Origin of the sequence: Microbulbifer sp. ALW1 (assembly GCF_009903625.1) — a bacterium.
Lineage (GTDB): Bacteria > Pseudomonadota > Gammaproteobacteria > Pseudomonadales > Cellvibrionaceae > Microbulbifer.
On sequence record NZ_CP047569.1, the window covers coordinates 1,395,931 to 1,413,753 of the forward strand.

Annotated in this window: 13 protein-coding genes; 9 read left to right on the forward strand and 4 right to left on the reverse strand. The window is 56.1% G+C overall.

Annotated elements, in window-relative coordinates:
* Genes GRX76_RS05785 through GRX76_RS05795 form a run of 3 tightly spaced genes read left to right on the forward strand, consistent with a single transcriptional unit; the run spans position 1 to position 3,035 of the window.
* A complete protein-coding gene (locus GRX76_RS05785; protein WP_236250564.1) occupies positions 1-1,068 on the forward strand; it encodes an ABC transporter permease in 1,068 nt (355 codons plus the stop codon).
* A complete protein-coding gene (gene yjfF, locus GRX76_RS05790; protein ID WP_160152441.1) occupies positions 1,065-2,042 on the forward strand; it encodes a galactofuranose ABC transporter, permease protein YjfF in 978 nt (325 codons plus the stop codon). Before GRX76_RS05785 ends, yjfF begins: the two co-directional genes overlap by 4 nt.
* Before the next feature lie 54 nt (positions 2,043-2,096).
* Positions 2,097-3,035 (forward strand): SMP-30/gluconolactonase/LRE family protein, encoded by a 939-nt coding sequence (locus tag GRX76_RS05795; protein WP_160152442.1) that lies wholly within the window; start codon positions 2,097-2,099, stop codon positions 3,033-3,035.
* 74 nt (positions 3,036-3,109) lie between these two features.
* Here GRX76_RS05795 and GRX76_RS05800 read toward each other — a convergent pair whose 3' ends face one another.
* Positions 3,110-5,587, reverse strand: a complete 2,478-nt coding sequence (locus GRX76_RS05800) for a glycoside hydrolase family 127 protein (protein WP_160152443.1) — start codon at positions 5,585-5,587, stop codon at positions 3,110-3,112.
* 36 nt (positions 5,588-5,623) lie between these two features.
* Positions 5,624-6,676, reverse strand: coding sequence for an arabinan endo-1,5-alpha-L-arabinosidase (locus tag GRX76_RS05805; protein WP_160152444.1), 1,053 nt, complete (start codon positions 6,674-6,676; stop codon positions 5,624-5,626).
* Positions 6,677-6,892: 216 nt separating this feature from the next.
* Here GRX76_RS05805 and GRX76_RS05810 point away from each other — a divergent pair, with 216 nt between their 5' ends.
* From GRX76_RS05810 to GRX76_RS05820, 3 genes are read left to right on the forward strand one after another with little or no spacing between them, the layout of a single operon-like run.
* Positions 6,893-7,942: a family 43 glycosylhydrolase gene (locus GRX76_RS05810; RefSeq protein WP_160152445.1), complete on the forward strand. Its 1,050-nt coding sequence runs from the start codon at positions 6,893-6,895 to the stop codon at positions 7,940-7,942.
* Positions 7,943-7,993: 51 nt separating this feature from the next.
* Positions 7,994-8,944, forward strand: coding sequence for a glycoside hydrolase family 43 protein (locus tag GRX76_RS05815; RefSeq protein ID WP_160152446.1), 951 nt, complete (start codon positions 7,994-7,996; stop codon positions 8,942-8,944).
* Between the two features lie 19 nt (positions 8,945-8,963).
* A complete protein-coding gene (locus GRX76_RS05820; protein ID WP_160152447.1) occupies positions 8,964-10,850 on the forward strand; it encodes a family 43 glycosylhydrolase in 1,887 nt (628 codons plus the stop codon).
* 195 nt (positions 10,851-11,045) lie between these two features.
* Here GRX76_RS05820 and GRX76_RS05825 read toward each other — a convergent pair whose 3' ends face one another.
* Positions 11,046-13,157 (reverse strand): TonB-dependent receptor, encoded by a 2,112-nt coding sequence (locus GRX76_RS05825; protein WP_160152448.1) that lies wholly within the window; start codon positions 13,155-13,157, stop codon positions 11,046-11,048.
* A 409-nt stretch (positions 13,158-13,566) separates the two neighbouring features.
* On the opposite strand from GRX76_RS05825, the gene GRX76_RS05830 reads away from it, so the two are divergent.
* Positions 13,567-15,282 (forward strand): diguanylate cyclase, encoded by a 1,716-nt coding sequence (locus GRX76_RS05830; RefSeq protein ID WP_160152449.1) that lies wholly within the window; start codon positions 13,567-13,569, stop codon positions 15,280-15,282.
* A 48-nt stretch (positions 15,283-15,330) separates the two neighbouring features.
* Positions 15,331-15,864, forward strand: coding sequence for a DsrE family protein (locus GRX76_RS05835; protein ID WP_160152450.1), 534 nt, complete (start codon positions 15,331-15,333; stop codon positions 15,862-15,864).
* A gap of 77 nt (positions 15,865-15,941) precedes the next feature.
* Here GRX76_RS05835 and GRX76_RS05840 read toward each other — a convergent pair whose 3' ends face one another.
* Positions 15,942-16,418: an NYN domain-containing protein gene (locus tag GRX76_RS05840; RefSeq protein ID WP_160152451.1), complete on the reverse strand. Its 477-nt coding sequence runs from the start codon at positions 16,416-16,418 to the stop codon at positions 15,942-15,944.
* A 171-nt stretch (positions 16,419-16,589) separates the two neighbouring features.
* On the opposite strand from GRX76_RS05840, the gene GRX76_RS05845 reads away from it, so the two are divergent.
* Positions 16,590-17,735 (forward strand): sialidase family protein, encoded by a 1,146-nt coding sequence (locus tag GRX76_RS05845; RefSeq protein WP_160152452.1) that lies wholly within the window; start codon positions 16,590-16,592, stop codon positions 17,733-17,735.
* Positions 17,736-17,823 lie beyond the last annotated feature (88 nt).

Sequence of the window (17,823 nt, forward strand, 5' to 3'; positions counted from 1 at the left end):
GTGAGTAATCTACAAACGATCGCGGGCCAGGCGAGTGCCCCGGAAAAAGTCACACTGCCCAAGCTTAACGGCCGCTATGTATGGCCGATGCTGGGGCTCCTCTGCCTGCTGGCCATCAATTTGGTCATGGCTCCGGAATTTTTTCATATCGAAATCCAGGATGGACGCCTGTACGGCAGCCTGATCGATGTACTGAATCGCAGTGCACCGGTGGCGCTGCTGGCGATTGGCATGACCCTGGTGATTGCCACCGGCGGCATCGATCTGTCTGTTGGTGCGACCATGGCCATTGCCGGCGCAGTGTGCGCCAACCTGATTGTGGGTGGTGTGGATAACATTCTGTTGTTGATGGCCGCCGGTCTCGCCGCGGGCCTGGTAGCGGGTGCGGTGAACGGTGGGCTGGTGAGCTATATGGGGATTCAGCCGATCGTGGCTACCTTGATCCTGATGGTGGCCGGGCGCGGAATTGCGCAGCTGGTCAACGCCGGCCAGATCGTGACTTTCCAGAACGATGCTTTTGCGTTTCTCGGCACGGGCGCTTTCCTCGGGCTGCCATTTCCCATCGTGCTGGTGCTGGTGGTGTTTGCACTGGTGCAATTGCTGATGCGTAAAACCGCACTGGGTTTGTTCGTGGAAAGTGTCGGTTGTAATGCCGGAGCCAGCTATTACCTGGGGATCAATCAGCGTGCGGTAAAAATGATGGTTTACTGCATTGCCGGTGTCTGTGCTGCACTGGCGGGCATGATCGCTGCGGCCGATATTCAGGGCGCGGATGCCAATAATGCGGGCCTGTGGCTGGAGCTGGATGCGATTCTCGCCGTTGTAATTGGCGGTGCATCCCTGATGGGCGGGCGCTTTTCCATTCTGTTGTCCCTTGTCGGGGTGCTGGTGATCCAGTGCCTCAGCACCACCATCATCATGAGTGGTCTGCCGGCAAAATTTAACCTGTTGATCAAAGCGGTGGTGGTTATCTTTGTGCTGCTGCTGCAGTCGCCGCTGTTCCAGCAACAGATGGCTGCGCTTGTTGCATCCTTCAGAAAAAACAAACACGCAGGGGCGCAGGTATGATTCAGTCTCTCGCCAATTCCAGATTCACCGCACTGTATGTGACCAGCGCTCTGTTTGTGCTGTTGTTCCTCGCGGGTGCTTTGCAGTTCGACGGATTCGGTAGCACCCGAGTGGTCGCCAACCTGTTTTCCGATAATGCCTTTCTGGTCATCACAGCCATCGGCATGACGTTTGTGATCATCTCCGGTGGTATCGACCTGTCGGTGGGGGCAGTGATCGCCCTGACGGGTGTGGTGTGCGGGCTTTTGATCGGTGAACTGCAGTGGCACCCGCTGATCGTTTTTCCGATGGTACTGATTGGTGGTGGCCTGTTTGGCGCTTCCATGGGCGCGCTGATCCACTACTACAAACTACAGCCGTTTATTGTCACGCTGGCGGGTATGTTCCTGGCCCGTGGCATGGCGACGACCTTGAGTGAAGAGTCGATCCCAATTGAGCACCCATTTTATGACGCGGTAGCTGATTTCGGTCTGCTTTTGTCCGGCGGTGCCTGGGTTGGGGCATCCACACTGATCCTGTTTATGGTGCTGATTGCGGCCATCCTGCTGGCGCATTTCAGTCGCCTCGGTGGTTTTATCTACGCACTGGGAGGCAGCGCCCAGTCCGCTCAGTTGATGGGCGTGCCGGTGGCCCGAACCACCATCAGTATCTACGCGATCAGTGGATTCCTGTCTGCTCTTGGTGGAATCGTCTACTCCTTTTACACATTCTCAGGATATTCTCTGGCCGCTGTAGGTATGGAGCTGGATGCCATTGCGGCGGTGGTGATTGGTGGTACCCTGTTGACCGGCGGATCCGGCTATGTGGTAGGCACCCTGATCGGTGTGCTGATCATGGGGGTTATCCAGACGTATATCTCCTTTGATGGCACCCTGAACAGTTGGTGGACCAAGATCGTGATCGGCCTGCTGCTGTTTGCTTTCATCGGTATGCAGCGACTGCTCACCCGGCGGCAGGCTGCAGCGGCACACTAATTGCTACCCATAGACGATAAAAAATCAGGCAATACGGAATAAGAGAGGGCGCTCATGCTCGAAGTACAGCGCATTGACGCGATCGAAGTCGGCAATACCCTGGGTGAAGGGGTGCTGTGGAACCACAAAGAGCAGAGTGTCTGGTGGACCGATATCCACGAGTGCAAACTCTATCGCCTGTCCTGGCCCGGCCGTGAACTGGAGGTATTCGATACCCCGGAGCGCCTGTGTGCCTTCGCCTTCACCGACCGTGAAAACTGTATTGTCGCCGCGTTTGAAACCGGCTTCGCCCTGTTTGATTACCGACAGGGCAAGATCCTGTGGCAGAAAACCCTGCTGGAAAAGGGCAGTGGCCTGCGCTTCAACGACGGCAAGATTGATCGGCAGGGGCGTTTCTGGGCGGGTACCATGGCGGAAGATGGCCGCGAAGACGCTGCAGGTGTCCTCTACTGTCTCGAGGCCAATGGTGTGGTCAGCCAGCAGGAAAGCAATATCTTTATTTCCAACGGCTGCTGCTGGGATGTGAACTCCAGCCACTTCTATTTTGCCGACTCTCCGCGCCGCAGTATTTACCGCTACAAGTTCGATGCCCGCCGCGGCGATATCGGTCAGCGTGAGCTGTTTGCGCGCACCATGTTCGGCATTTATCCGGATGGTGCCACCGTGGACTCAGAGGGTTACCTCTGGTCCGCCCAGTGGCGCGGTGCGCGGATCCAGCGCTATTCCCCAGACGGCAAGTTGGCCGGGGCTATTCCGGTGCCGGTGAGCCAGCCGACCTGCGTTACCTTCGGCGGCCCGGATCTGGATCTGATGTTTGTCACCACGGCAAAAGAATCTCTGAACGAGTGGACCCTTGATCGGGAGTGGCAGGCGGGTAACCTGTTTGTGTTCAAAACACCGTTTAAAGGCGTGATGGGCTTCCGCTTCAATACCGCACAGCTGCTGGATAAACTTGTGCAACCGGTACCATCAGAAGAGTTAGTTCCGGCCTGAATCCATCCAGCCAGAGCGATCAATAAAAAACCCGGGCAGGGTGACCTGCCCGGGGTTTTTTATGTACGCCGCTGCTATTCCTTCATCTCTTCAATATCCGCCATCGCGCGCAGCAGGCGCACACCGTAAATTCCTCCGGCCACGGAGTTTTCCGCCGCTTCAAAGCGTAACTCGATGTGCCCCTGGTTTGCCTGTTCCAATACCTCCCTGGGCACCGGGTAATCCATACTGAAAAAAGCATCCCCACGGCTGCCATCCAGTGTTACCTGCGCGATCTCCACCGCGTTGGCGAGGATCCGGAAACTGCGTCCATTATCGAGCCCGAAGTAGGTAATGCGCAGTGTCTGTGCTTCCTGGTTGGGATCATTCAAACGGTAGCTGAACCAGTCGCTGGCATGTCGCCAGTGGCGGCCGCGGTGGATGCCCGCTTCGGTACCGGCGCCGGCAAAAAAGTGATCCGCTTCCGGTTGCTGCTCGCCGGGCGCCACCTTGTCGATGGTCTGGCGTGTCAGTGCCAGCCGTGCGCGGTCTTCCGCTTCACGCTGTTGTTGTTTGGCTGCCAGGTTTTGCGGCGTACTGTAAGGCCAGTAAATACTGTAGCGGGACTCGTGCACTCGGAAAAAAGGAATCAGCTCCAGCCCCGTACCGGCATCGGGGTTCAGCGCGGGAAGTTCGGCGCGGGCGATATTCTTTCCCAGTGCCGGAATATCTGCGGTACGCAGGCTATCCGGCGCGGCAAAGCGCAGCTGGTCTCCGGGCAAGCGCCGCAGCCCGAGCGCGAAATCACGGTCCTCGCTCACAAAGGTGGGTGTCATTTCCTGCGGGCACATGGGGCCACGGGCGATATGCCCCATACGACTGTCGTCAGCGAGAAAATTGAGTTGCTCGCCGACAAAAGGCTGGGTTTTCGCTGCCAGTACAACAGGCCCGTATGTCAGTGCGTAATAGTCGGATTTATCCGGAAGCTGTTCCGCTTGCGGGTGCATCGGCAGCTTGACTTCAATACGGTCACCATCGTTCCAGTGGCGCGCCAGGGAGACATAACTGCCTGGCTTGTCTTGTACAGAAACGTTTTCGCCATTGATCGCAATAGCGAGGCTACCTTCTTCGACCCAGGCAGGGTAGCGTAGTTTCAGGCGGAAACTGCCGCTGCCGGTGACCGTCAGTGTGGTGGTTTCCGTATCCGGGATGGTATTTTCCTGACGGATCTGGATACCTTTTTCATCCCAGTTCAGGGTCGAGGGAATAAACAGGTTTACGAACAGGTCGTCGCCGCGATGGGCGTAAATCATCTCGCCGTATTTGCTGTGGTTTTCGATTCCTGAGCCAACGCAGCACCACATGGCCTCCTCGGGTTGGGAGTACATACGATAGTGGTTGGGGCGCATGGGAGTGAAGTACACAAGGCCACCGGTATCCGGGTTTTGTGATGACAGAATATGGTTGTAGAGCGCGCGCTCGTAATAGCGGATATAGCGGGTTTGTGGATCACCCAGTTCCGCATCGCCCAGATACAACAATTGCGTCAGCTTTAGCATGTTGTAGGTATTGCAGGTTTCCGGCCCTTCCACATCTTCCACCATGGGCGCAAAGTCATCGGTGGGGTGGAAGTGCTCGCGTACGCTGTTGCCACCGATGGCCACAGTGCGGTGCGCTACCACTTCATCCCAGAAATACGCGGCGGCGTCCTGCCATTTTTTATCCTGTACCAGATCACCCACACGCTTGTAGCCGATGACTTTGGGGATCTGGGTATTGGCGTGCAGGCCGGTGAGCTTATCCTGCTGCCGTTCCAGTGGATTGAGAATCTCGCGGTGTGACAGGCGCTTGGCTATTTCCAGGTATTTTTTGTCACCGGTAATTTCGGCGATATCGGCGTAGACCTCGTTCAGGCCACCGTGCTCACTTTTCAGGATCTGTTGTAGCTGTGCATCCGACAGATTCACAATCAGTTCAGCCCCCCAATCGGACAGGGCGATCAGCATTTCCAGGGCTTGCTGGCTGTCTGCGTATCGATACGCATCCCGCAAGCCGGCGTAGACCTTGTGGATATTGTAGAGCGGGACCCACTTTTCATTGAGGGTAAACAGATCGGAGCGGATATTTCCCGCGGCTAAATCATTCCACATGGCTTTGCCGCCGGGCACGCCACTTAAATAACCGTTGCCATTTTTAACCTGTGCGCGCTTCAGCTCGTCGAGCATATAGTCGAGGCGCTGCTTGACCTCACTATTGCCGGTAGCGGCCCAGGCCAGACTCAGCGCGGTAATGTAGTGGCCGCCAATATGGCCGTCGAGGCCGGTATTTTCCCAGTTAGGGTAGTTTTCCACTTTGGGCGCGAGCCCCGCTTCCTTGAGATAGGGTGCGAGCAGCCGGTCCGGATCCATTGCCAGTATGTACTGGATGTTGGTGTCCTGGGCGTGCTGAAAAGGGCTTGCCAGCAGGCGAACCTGGTCGAGCGGGAACACTTCCAGTTCGCCGGGCTCTTGCTTGCTGGCGCATCCGCTCAGGGCAAGGGTACTGATTGCGAGGCTTAAGATTATTTTTTTCATCGCCATTCTGGTGCTTTTATTCTGAATCGGTGGGAACTACTTAACTTTGAATCCCTGGTACTTATCCAGCTCCGCGGGATCTACGTGCGGCCATAAATCATCATCCCAAGTAATATCCATGATCTTGAGTTTCTGCAGGCCATTGTCCGCTGACTCATAAGCGTGGAGTACCAGATAATCCTTGCCATCAAAGGTGTAGGCACTGTTGTGTCCAAGCCCCGGCCAGCGTTTATTCCCGGAAAGCAGTGGTGTGCCACCGCCGTTCGCCATATCCACACCGTCTTTATCCAGGTAAGGACCGGTGACAGATTTCGAGCGGCCTACTGCCAGCCGGTAAGTGCTGTCATCGCCCTTGCAGCAGAGCCCGCGTGAGATAAACAGGTAGTAGTAACCGTTTTTCTCGAAAATAAACGGAGCCTCCAGCTCTTCCGAACCGGCCTTGTCCACCGGCTGGTATTTTTGCCGGTCGCCGCGGGCGATGGTGTGCCACTCCTGCGGTTCTGCCAGCCTGGTGAGCGAGCTGTCCAGCTTCACCAGTTTCAATCCCTCCCAGAAAGACCCGAAGCTCATCCAGGGTGTGCCGTCTTTATCGAAAATGATGGCCGGGTCAATGGCATTCCAGTGGTCGCGGTGCGGAATCGAGCGCACCACAATACCCTGGTCCTGCCAGCCATACGCCGGCGAACTGGGGTCGAGAGTCGGGGAGGTGGTCACGCCTATGGCTGAAGTATTTTTGCCAAAGGCGGAAACCGAGTAGTAGAGGTAGAAGTGACCATCGTGCTCGATGATGTCCGGTGCCCACAGGTGACCATTGAAGGTGGGGGATACGCCCTTCGCCCAGTCGGGTTCTGTGTCAAAGGCGCGACCGGAATAGGTCCAGTGCTGCCTGTCCGGTGAGCGGTAGATGGTAATACCTGGACCAGTGCTGAACAGGTAGTAACTGTCGCCTTCCCGGATCATTACCGGGTCGTGCACGTCGATCTGGCGTTGCGCCCGGGCATCGCTGTCGGCGCAGGCGGCAAGGGGAAGGCTGAGGCAGGCAGCGGCGAGCGCGACCGGGCGCCGCAGTACTGCGGGAAGTCGGAACATATCGGCTTCTCTTTATGGCTATTGTGCTTCTCTCATCCACACAAGCCCGTCGAATTATGGTGCTTAACGGGGTTGTTAGGGTATTAGTAGTATAATAATATTGTTTGCGGCGCGGCAACTGCCCTGCATTCCGCAAATAGCGCTACGGAAAATAGCAGTACCGGAACTAGCAGCCCCGCGAATAAAGACAAGACTACAACGATAACGAAAACAGCGATGAACTTCCCAAGCCTGTTCCCCCGGGTGTTGGCCTGCGCCTGTCTCTGGCTTTCCGCCAGCGTGGCCGCAGCGCCGTCGACCCAGCACGATACGTCCCTGCACGATGCGTCCCTGCAGGGACACTTACCTTCGCCCCTGGTGGCGCGCCGGGCCGATCCGTGGGTTATGCGTCGCGATGGTTTCTATTACTTTATTGCCACGGTTCCGGAATACGACCGCATTGAGCTGCGCCGCGCAGAGACCGTTGCCGGCCTGGCCGAAGCCGATGCCGAAGTGATCTGGCGCAAGCACGCGGCAGGCCCCATGAGCGCACATATCTGGGCGCCAGAACTCCACTATATCGATGATGCCTGGTTCATTTATTTTGCGGCCGGTGAGGCGGAAGATCCGTGGAAAATCCGCATGTACGTCCTGCGCAATACTGCCACTAATCCGTTGCAGGGGGACTGGCAGGAGATGGGCCAAATTGCGACGCCGGTGGACAGTTTTTCACTGGATGCCACCAGCTTTACTCACCTCGGTAATCGTTATCTGGTCTGGGCCCAGTACGATGTGAAGGACGAGCTGGGCTCGCAGTTGCTGATGGCAGAAATGGCGTCAGCCACCGAGATTCGCCAGCCGGTCATCACCCTGTCGACGCCGACCTTTGATTGGGAGACCCGGGGGCACAAGGTGAATGAAGGTCCGGCGGTGCTGAAAAAGAATGGCCGGGTGTTCATCAGCTATTCCGCCAGCGCCACCGACGCCAACTATGCCATGGGCCTGTTGTGGGCCGATGAAGGTGCGGACCTGATGAATCCCCGGAGCTGGAACAAGTCACCACAGCCGGTGTTTTACACCAGTGCAGAGCGCAAGCGCTTCGGCCCGGGGCACAACAGTTTTACGGTGGCTGAAGATGGCGTAACAGATCTAGTGGTGTACCACGCGCGGGATTACCGGAATATCCAGGGCAATCCCCTGTTGGATGGTAACCGCGCGACCCGGGTGCGGGTCCTGCACTGGGATGCTTCGGGTATGCCGGAGTTCCGCCAGCAGGCTGCAGACTGAACACCGTATTTTTTCGCGAATTGTCATTATAAAAATAGAAGTGAGAGAAATATGAAAAACAGATTTTTAGCCACTCTCGTCACCGCTGGGCTGACCGCAACGTCAATCGGCAGTCATGCCGCCAATCCGGCCATCACCGAGGTACTCACCGCCGATCCTGCGGCCATGGTGTACAAGGACACCGTCTATCTTTACACCGGCCACGACGAAGCCAAGGACAACAAGGGCTTCTACGAAATGCACAAGTGGCTGGTGTTCTCTTCAAAAGACATGGTGAACTGGAAAAACGAAGGTTCTCCTCTGGCGGTCACTGATTTTAAATGGGCCAAGGGCGATGCCTGGGCCAGCCATGTGGTGGAAAAAGATGGAAAATTTTATTTCTATACCACGGTGCGCCACGATGAAACCAAGCCGGGCTTTGCGGTCGGGGTCGCGGTTTCCGACAGCCCAACAGGTCCCTTCAAGGATGCCCTGGGCAAGGCACTGATCAGCAATGACATGACCACCGATACCGAGATCGACTGGGACGACCTGGACCCGGCGACCTTCATCGATGATAACGGTGAGGCCTATTTATTCTGGGGTAATACCAAACCGCGCTGGGCCAAGCTCAAGGACAATATGATCGAGCTGGATGGTCCCATGCACAGCCTGGACCTGCCGAACTTTACCGAAGCACTTTATGCGCACAAACACGGTGGCAACTACTACCTGACCTATGCCATGGGTTTCCCGGAAAAAATCGGCTATGCCATGAGCAAGTCCATCGAGGGACCTTGGGAGTACAAGGGTGTCCTCAACGAACTGGCGGGTAACTCCAATACCAACCACCAGTCCATTATCGACTTCAAGGGCCGTTCCTTCTTTATTTACCATAACGGCGGAACACCGGAAGGCGGCAGTTTCCGTCGCTCGGTGTGTATCGACGATCTGCACTACAACGAAGATGGCACGATTCAGCGTGTGGTCATGACTTCTGAAGGCGTAAAGCCGGTTCAATAACGACAAGGGAGTAATCAGCATGAACCTAAAACGCGTTTCCCGTTTTATCACAAAAAGTTTGGTTGCCGGCATTGCACTGGCGAGCATTACCGCCTGCCAGCCCGCTGAAAACAGTGCGGAAAAATCCCCAGCGGGGAAAGACGGAAAAAGTGCGCAGGGTGCAGCTTCCGAGCAGCCCGAACAATCGCAGCACGGCCAGGTCGATGCCCCCGAAGGCATGTTCGCCAACCCGCTGTTTGCCAATGGCGCCGATCCCTGGCTGGAATACTGGGACGGCAACTACTACCTGACGACCACCACCTGGACCTCGCAGCTGGTGATGCGCAAATCGCCGACCCTGGATGGGCTCGCCACGGCGGCGCCGATTAATATCTGGTCCGATACCGATCCGGCGCGCTGCTGCAATTTCTGGGCATTTGAATTTCATCGTCTGAATGGCCCCAATGGCTGGCGCTGGTACCTGATGTACACCTCCGGCCAGCACGGCACACTGGACCACCAGCACCTGTCGGTACTGGAAAGCGTGGGCGACGACCCCATGGGGCCCTATGTGTACAAGGGCTCGCCGATGCCGGATACCTGGAATATCGACGGCACCTATCTCGAGCACAAGGGCCAGCTGTACCTGCTGTGGTCCGAGTGGGTGGGTGACGAACAGCTGAACTGGATTTCCAAGATGACCAACCCCTGGTCGATCGAGGGACCGCGTGTGGTGATTACCCGTCCGGAAGCCGAGTGGGAACAGAGTGGTCGCAAGGTGAACGAGGGCGCGGAGATCCTGAAAAAGGATGGCCGCACTTTCATGATTTATTCCGCCAGCTTCTGCGATACGCCGGACTACAAACTGGCGATGAAAGAGCTCACCGGTGATGACCCGATGGACCCGGCCTCCTGGAGCAAGTATCCGGAGCCTGTGTTCCAGCGCGGCAATGGCGTTTTCGGCCCCGGTCACAATGGTTTCTTTAAATCGCCGGACGGAACCGAAGATTGGATTGTCTATCACGGCAACTCGAAAGAGACCGACGGTTGCAGTGCAACCCGCTCGGTGCGCGCGCAGAAATTTACCTGGAATGAAAACGGCACCCCGAATTTCGGCGTACCGGTACCGGAAGGTGAATTCCAGAAGCTGCCCTCCGGTGAAAACGGACCAATCACCACCAAAGTACAGGGCGCGCGCTGGAAACTGGCGAATGCGGTAAGCAACCAGTGCCTGACAGGTACAGGCACGGACGACTGCGCATCCAGCGATAGTGAGTGGGTGCTGGATAGTACTGGCGACGGCGCTTACCGTCTGGCGAATACCGCCAGCGGCAATTTCCTCAACCAGAGCGGAGAGCTGGCACCCTGGACCAATACCGAGTCCGAGCGCTGGACCCTGGACCAGAATGAAAACGGCTGGGTGCAATTGTTGAATCGCGATACCGGCAAGCCGCTGGCGGCAAAAGACTGTAATGGCGAAGGCTGTTCTCAGTGGTCACTGCAGCCCGCCGAGGAAGTTGCTATTGCCAGTGTACAGAGTGGCCGAGTGCTGCAGGCAACCGGTTGTGCGACCGGGGCTGACATTCGCCAGGGCGCCTGGAAAGGGGATTCCTGCCAGCGCTGGAAGATTGCGGCGGCGGATGAAGGGTTTGTCAAAATACAGGCCGGTGACCAGTGCATGACCATCGCTGACAATGCCGTGGTTCCCGGTGCGCCAGCGGTACTTGGCAGCTGTAAAGGGAGCAGCAGCCAGTGGTTGCTGCAACCTCTGGCCGACGGCAGCCTGCAAATCAAAAACCGCGAGAGCAAGCACAACCTGGACCTGGCGCACTGTGGTTTGGCAGAGGGCAATACCTTTGCCCAGGCGCCTGCAGCGGACAGCGACTGCCAGAAATTCCAGCTACGAGCGGTTCCCGCGCGGGGTTGATTCCGTCCTTGATTTAGCCCTTTCAGCAGGGCAACGATTTTTATCGGGCTTGGGTGGCTACAGAAATGTAGACCACCCCTTTTTTTGCCTGTCGAAAATGCCAACGCCAGCTTCAATAGCAAAAGCCCCCGCAAGCAAACACTTGCGGGGGCTGTTACGGATGCATAGCTATTTCGGCACTGATTGATAAATCGATCAGAACGCCTTGTTCCAGCCGAAGCTCAGGGTGCGCCCACGACCGGCAAAATAGGTGCTGTCGTTCACGTAGGTAAGAGTCTGCGAGTAGTAGGTGATATACGACTCGTTCGCCAGGTTTTCCACACCCAGGGTGAAAGTACCGAGTTCCGGATTGGTATAGGTCGCCATCGCATCGAGCAGGCGATAGCCATTGAAATTGTGCTGTGGCAGGCCGCCATCAAATTCGCGATCCAGTAACGCGGAGTACTGCAGGCGTCCCTGTACCTGCTCGGCCAGCGGGCCGGCAACGTAAAGGTTTACCCGATCCGGAGCGATATTGCGGCCGTCCAGATCCTTGTCCAGGGTGCCGTCGTTGTCACTGTCAAAGTGGCCTTCCAGTTGACTGTAGGCAATGCCGGTGCGCACCCCGGACTCAAACTGATAGCTGGCAGTCAGCTCCAGTCCCTTGATCTCGGTCTTTTGGCGAGTGATTTCACCGACACCGTTCACTACGAGAATACGCGAGCCGAAATCGGAGTCGGACCAGAAGTAGCTGCCTGCAATCGCCAGGCCGCCGCTCTGATAATTAGCACCGACCTCGGTGTTGTCCGCGATCACCGGCTGCAGGTCAACCAGGTCCGCTACCGTCTGGTCCGGAGTGTTAACCCCGCGCAGAATCAGCCCCGCATCCGGCATGGTGAAGCCTTCGGCAAAGGAGGCGAATAGGGTGAGGTTTTCGGTTACATCAAAGACGGCACCGGCATTGCCCAGCACCTCACTGAAGTCTGGAGAATCACCTTCCACATAGGTGTTATTGGCACCGGCTACGGTGGTGAAACTGGGGACTTTCAGGGTGACGTTTTCGACACGAGCACCGACGGACAGGCGCAGGCGGTCATCGACCAAGCGTTGCTCCAGCTGCACGAAGGGTGCCCAGCCCTGGTAGACCATGTTCGGTACCCACAGGCGGTCGGTTTGAGCCAGTTCCTGATAGGTGTTATCGCGCAAATAGTCGAGACCGGTAACCAGTTGCAGGCCGTCTATCAGGGTGTTGTCGCGAATAAATGTCAGCTTGGCACCGGCTTTTTCCGAGGCCAGGGCAGACTGGTCAAACAGGGTGCCTACTGGGGCGATCTCCGCATCCTGGAAGGCGGCAAAGGCGCCGCCGCCATAGAGTGCGTAAAAATCGTAGTAGAAGGTTTGCGCGCTCAATTCACCGCCCAGCAGGTCGCTGTGGGTGTAGCTGAAGGTGAGGTTGAGGGCTTCGTTTTCGGTGGGGTCGCCATCGCCCCGGCCTTTTTCTGACGTGGCGGGAATACCCTGGACCATGTCCCCGGCCACTACGCGGTAGTCGCCATCCCCAGTCAGATTGAAGTAATTGACGGAGGCTTCCAGGCGCTGTGCGCTGTCCAGGTCGTAGCCAAATTTGCTGAACAGGCTCCAGCTCTGGCTATCCATAAAGTCGCCCTGGACGGGGTCTATGGCAATGGGGTCACCATCGGCATCGTAGTAAATATCCTGTGCGTCGCAAGCGATGCCGGTGACGAAATCAGTCTGCGCGAACTTTTTACCGATGAGTCCGGAGGTTTTGTAGTGGTTGTCGGTACCCAGCAGGTCATCGGTAGTGAGCGTGGTGTTCAACTTGCGCAACCAGTCGCCGGACTCAGGCGCGTCCACGGTCACGTAATTGATGACGCCGCCGGTGGCGCCCACACCCTGGATGGCGTTGGCACCGTAAATGACTTCCACGCGGTCGATAAAATCCGGGTCGAAGGTGAAACCGCTGCGTTCACCATTGCGCAGGGGCGTGGACTGCGGCACGCCGTCCGCCATATACAGAGGTGTACGACCGCGCAGGGTCACGCCGTTGCTGGTCATCTTCTGGTGGGCAGGGGTGAGGCTCGGGACGGTGAAGCTGAGACTGTCCAGCAGACTGCTGCTCATGGCCAGCTGCTGATTCAGAGCCTCGCGATCCAGTACCTTGACGGTATTCGGGATGGCGTTGATCGGTTTGTTACTGCGGCTCGCGGTCACAGTGACCGTTTCGATGGTCTCTTCCGCCTGGATTGAAGCGGACGCGCACAGGCTGCAGATCACTGCGGCCAAGGTAGTTTTGTGGATGGAAGTCATTCCCTGCCCCCTGATTTCGATGGTGTCGGGTATTACCCGCTACTGCGGGCTATGGTAGATCTAACGCCTGCAGGGTTGCGAATGATATAGATTATCAATTGCATGCTCAATGGGGAAACCTCTCTATGAGAAAGGTGTAAGAGAAGGAGGAGAAAGGGAGGAGAAGTGCTCCGGTAAGCAGAATGTTTTCAATGGCTCCATTCTTATATCTGCCGCGCTTAGTGTTCATTTAGGCGACTCCCAGAGGATATGTCGTTCACTAAGTAACGGTGAAATACATCTGCTCATTATTTGACAGTATGAGACTGGTCAGTTTAGGCCGATGTTTCGGGTTGGCGGGGCATACACGCCTGTTGTGGTAATATTCGGCGTCAATTAACAGAAAAATAAGCTTGGGGAAGCGGCAGCGATGAAGATCGCAATGTGGATATGGGGGCTGTTGCTGATTTGTCTGTCACTGGGGGCCGCGGCGAATCCCTTCGTCGTGGAGGAGGAGCAACGGCCTCATGCCCTCACATCGCACCTGCGGATTCTTGTGGATGAGCAGGGCAGCCTTGCGTTACCGGAAGTCCTGGACGCGGACGCGAAACAGCAACTGAAGCCGATTGAAGGCGAGCGCGCGAACTTCGGCTTCAGCAAGGCTACTTACTGGGTGGCGGTTACCCTGCAAAATCCCACGACGGCTCCTGTGGGGCTGATCCTGCACCAGGACTACCCACTGATTGATCACCTGGATTTCTGGAGTCAGGATTCCGCTGGCGACTGGACGCAGATCGCCACCGGCGACCGCCGACCTTTTCATTCTCGTCCTCTGAACCTGCGCGATTTCGTTTTCCCGATTACCCTGCCTGCCAACAGTATCCAAACCTACTACCTGCGCTACCAGACCGCGGGCTCGATGAATATCGGCCTCAGTGTCAGCAGCAAAACGGCATTCCTGCCGCAACTGGGCAAGGAGCAGATATTACTGGGAGTCTATTACGGCGGATTCCTGGTGCTGGTGATTTACAACCTGTTTCTGTTCCTGGCGGTGCGCGACAGAGCCTATGCCTATTACATGGGATACGCCGTCAGCTATGGCCTCTATTTTGGCATTCACAACGGCATATCCTATCAATACCTCTGGCCTGAAAATCCATGGCTGGCCAATCAAAGCCTGGTAGTCCTCCTTGGGTTTACCCTGATCTTTGGTATCCAGTTTGTGCGCACTGTCTGTTCCGGCCCCCGTTTGGCACCGCGTACCGACAAAGTAGCGCGTTGGTTACTCTACCTCCTTATTCCACTGACGATAGTTTCTCCGTTTGTGGACTACGGGCCGATTATTCTGATCCTTGCCATTCTCACCCTGGTACTTTCCATTCTGTTTATGGTGATGGGGGTGATCAGCCTGTTGCGGGGCTCGGTGCCCGCGCGCTATTTCCTGGTCGGTTGGACCGCGCTTTTGGTGAGTGTGGTCATCTATATGTTGAAAACCTTTGGCCTGGTACCCCACAACAGTTTTACCCACAACGCATTTCAGGTGGGGGCGTTGGTGGAGATGGTCCTCTTGTCTCTGGCGCTGGGCGCCAGAGTAGGGGAGATACAGCGACACGGTTATCTGGATCAATTGACCGGCCTGTTCAATCGTCGCTATTTCGATGAGCAGTTGCCGCGGGAGTTTGCGCTGGCTGATCGCAACGGTACACCCCTGGCTCTGTTGATTCTCGATCTGGATCACTTCAAAACCATTAACGATCGGCTGGGGCACGCGCGTGGTGATGAAGCCTTGTGTGCTCTGGGACAGTTGATCAGAAAGCAGGTGCGCAAACCGGTATTGGCCTGTCGCTATGGCGGTGAGGAATTCGCCATACTCTTGCCCCGGACCAACCGGGAACAGGCCGCGGTTGTCGCCGAACGTTTGGTCAGACTGGTGGCAGAACTGGAGCTGGGAAAAATATCCCTGACGGTGAGCATCGGCGTTGCCGCCTTTGAGCAGAATAATTATGTTTCCGCGGTGCAACTGTTTGAGGCCGCTGACGCAGCGCTTTATCGGGCTAAGCAGGGTGGGCGTAATCGATTGGAAATGGCGTCATCCAGTTCGGGATCAGACGCCGTCAGGCCCGGGATCACCGCGGCAATGCAGTAATTTACCGCTGCCTTATTCACGACCATTAAATGCAACAGTGAGTTGAAAATGATTAACCCCACGTTCGCACTCTCCTTTTTTATATTGGTTGCGCCATTTTCGTCGGCTGCGGACTTCTCCAAGGGGCCGGTAATTGAAAACTACGGAGCGGTTGCCGAGGTCAAGCAGAGCAGTCCGCTGACTGGGAAGGAGCACTTCAAGGTGGTTTTTGATGTGGCTGATCAGGGCGATAAGGAAAAAGCCAATCGACGCTTTGAAAGTCTGGCTCGCTTTCTGAATATGCAGGCCCGTGCCGGCGTGCCTCCGGAGCAAATAGAGCTCGCGTTGGTCGTGCATGGTAAGGCTGGTCTTGATTTGCTCGCGAACAAGCAATTTGAAGAAAAGTTTGGGGGTAAAAACCCCAATGCGCCACTTCTTGCCGCGTTACAAGAGCAGGGGGTACAGGTGTATCTGTGCGGACAATCTGCAGCCTATTACGAAATTGATAACGCGCATCTGTTGCCGGGTATCAATATGGCGCTGTCTGCGATGACGGCCAATGCGCTGTTACAGCAGCAGGGCTATACATTGAACCCGTTTTAATGCGATTTGCAATGGACAGCTTTCATTGGATGACCGGCGATTACGCGGACTCTATGGATCTATTTCATTCCCGTTAGTTAGCCCAGTAATAATGCATTTTCGATTGGCGTGAAATCGCTGGCGGCGTTGATCAGTGAGTCGGCTGTCAGCGCCGCAACACCGTATACCTCTACGCGTTTACCCCGGCGAACACGCAGATTTTCCACCAGCAAATCAAAATCCCCGTCACCGGAAACCAGAATTACCGTATCGGCATCCTCACTGTATTCCAGCGCGTCAATCGTAATACCTACGTCCCAATCGCCTTTTGCCGAGCCATCAGCGCGCTGGATATAGGGTTTCAGCTTTACCTCAAAACCGATGGCCCTGAGTATGTTCTGGAATTCCCGCTGTTTCTGGTCGCCGCGGTCTATTGCATAGGCAATGGCACTGGTGACCCGCCTGCCCTCGGTTGCCTTCGACCAAAATGCGTTGTAATCAAAATTCCGGCGAAACGCTTGTCGCGTGGTGTAATACACATTCTGTACATCAACAAAAATGGCGACCGATTGCATGTGAATGTTGGCTCGTCTGTTGTAGGGGGTACTGTGCTGGGTTATAGGGGACTTTTGCCGCATGGTCGCTGCTGTTACGCTTCAGCGCTTTCATTGAGCAGCACATCGACAATTTCAGGCCACCTTGGTCCGCTGTTACTTTACTAGATCCTGACGAGTTGCGGTTTTTAGATGAAGAATTTGTTTTCGACTATTTTGCTGAGTATCTCGATGGGTGCCTGCGCGCAGCCCTTTGATGTAGCGCCCGATCTGTTTGATAACGCTCAGCCCGGTACTTTGGGGCTTGTTACTTTAGAGGGCACCGAGTCGGTAACGGTATACCGAGCAAAGCCGGAAGAGAGCCAATACAACCACGGTGCGGTACTTTTCGCACACAACGGGACCCTATATGCACAGTGGCAGAGTTTGGCGCGGGATGAAGACGCAGCGGATACCCGCGTGCTCTACGCCACCAGTCAGGATGGTCTGGAGTGGAGTGCGCCCGAAGTTTTGGCGCCCGCACGGCAAGGCGCAGTGATAACCAGCGGTGGCTGGTGGTCGAAGGGCGAGGAACTGTACGCATTCATCAACGTATGGCCCGAAGATATGAAGCCTCGCGGTGGCTACACCGAGGTCTTGCGCAGTCACCAGGATAAGGGTTGGCACGCGCCTGTGCGCCCGACGTTTGCCTCTGGCGAACCACTGGATGGCGTTATCGAGCAAGATTTCCACACCTATTGCGGAAGACTGGTAACCGCCCTGCATCGCCAGCCAGGTTTGCGGGCTACTCCCATGTTTACCGAGGACCTGTCGGGTATCCATGGCTGGCAGCTTGGCAAGTTTGAAAATCTGTCGATGAAAGACGGTGTGAGCAGAGAGCTGGAGCCGAGTAACTTCCGGCGCAAGGACGGTGCACTGGTCATGGTATTTCGGGACCAGCAGAGCGGCTTCCGGGTACTGGCATCAGAAAGTAAAGACTGCGGCACAAGCTGGTCCCGGGTAGAAAAAACCGATATGCCGGATTCCCGCGCCAAGCAGAGTGCGGGCAATTTGCCGGACGGGACTGCGTATCTCGTCAATAACCCCAGTGGCTCAAAAGACCGCGAGCCCCTCACAATCACCCTGAGCAGTGATGGCCAGTTGTTTGACCGCGCTTACCTTTTACGCGCGGGGGGCGAAAATCTTGAGGGGCTGCGTTACGAGGGACTGTACAAGCGAAAAGGCTTTAGTTATCCCAAATCGTTTGTGTGGAAGGAGCATTTGTATGTGGCCTACGGCGAAAACAAGGAGGACATCGTTGTTACCCGGGTGCCTCTTGGCAGTTTGACCACAAATTGATGGTTTACTGTGCAATGGATTGCTGCACTCTATAAGGCTGATACTCGATAGCTATTAATAACCATTTTCAGATTGTGGATATTAATAA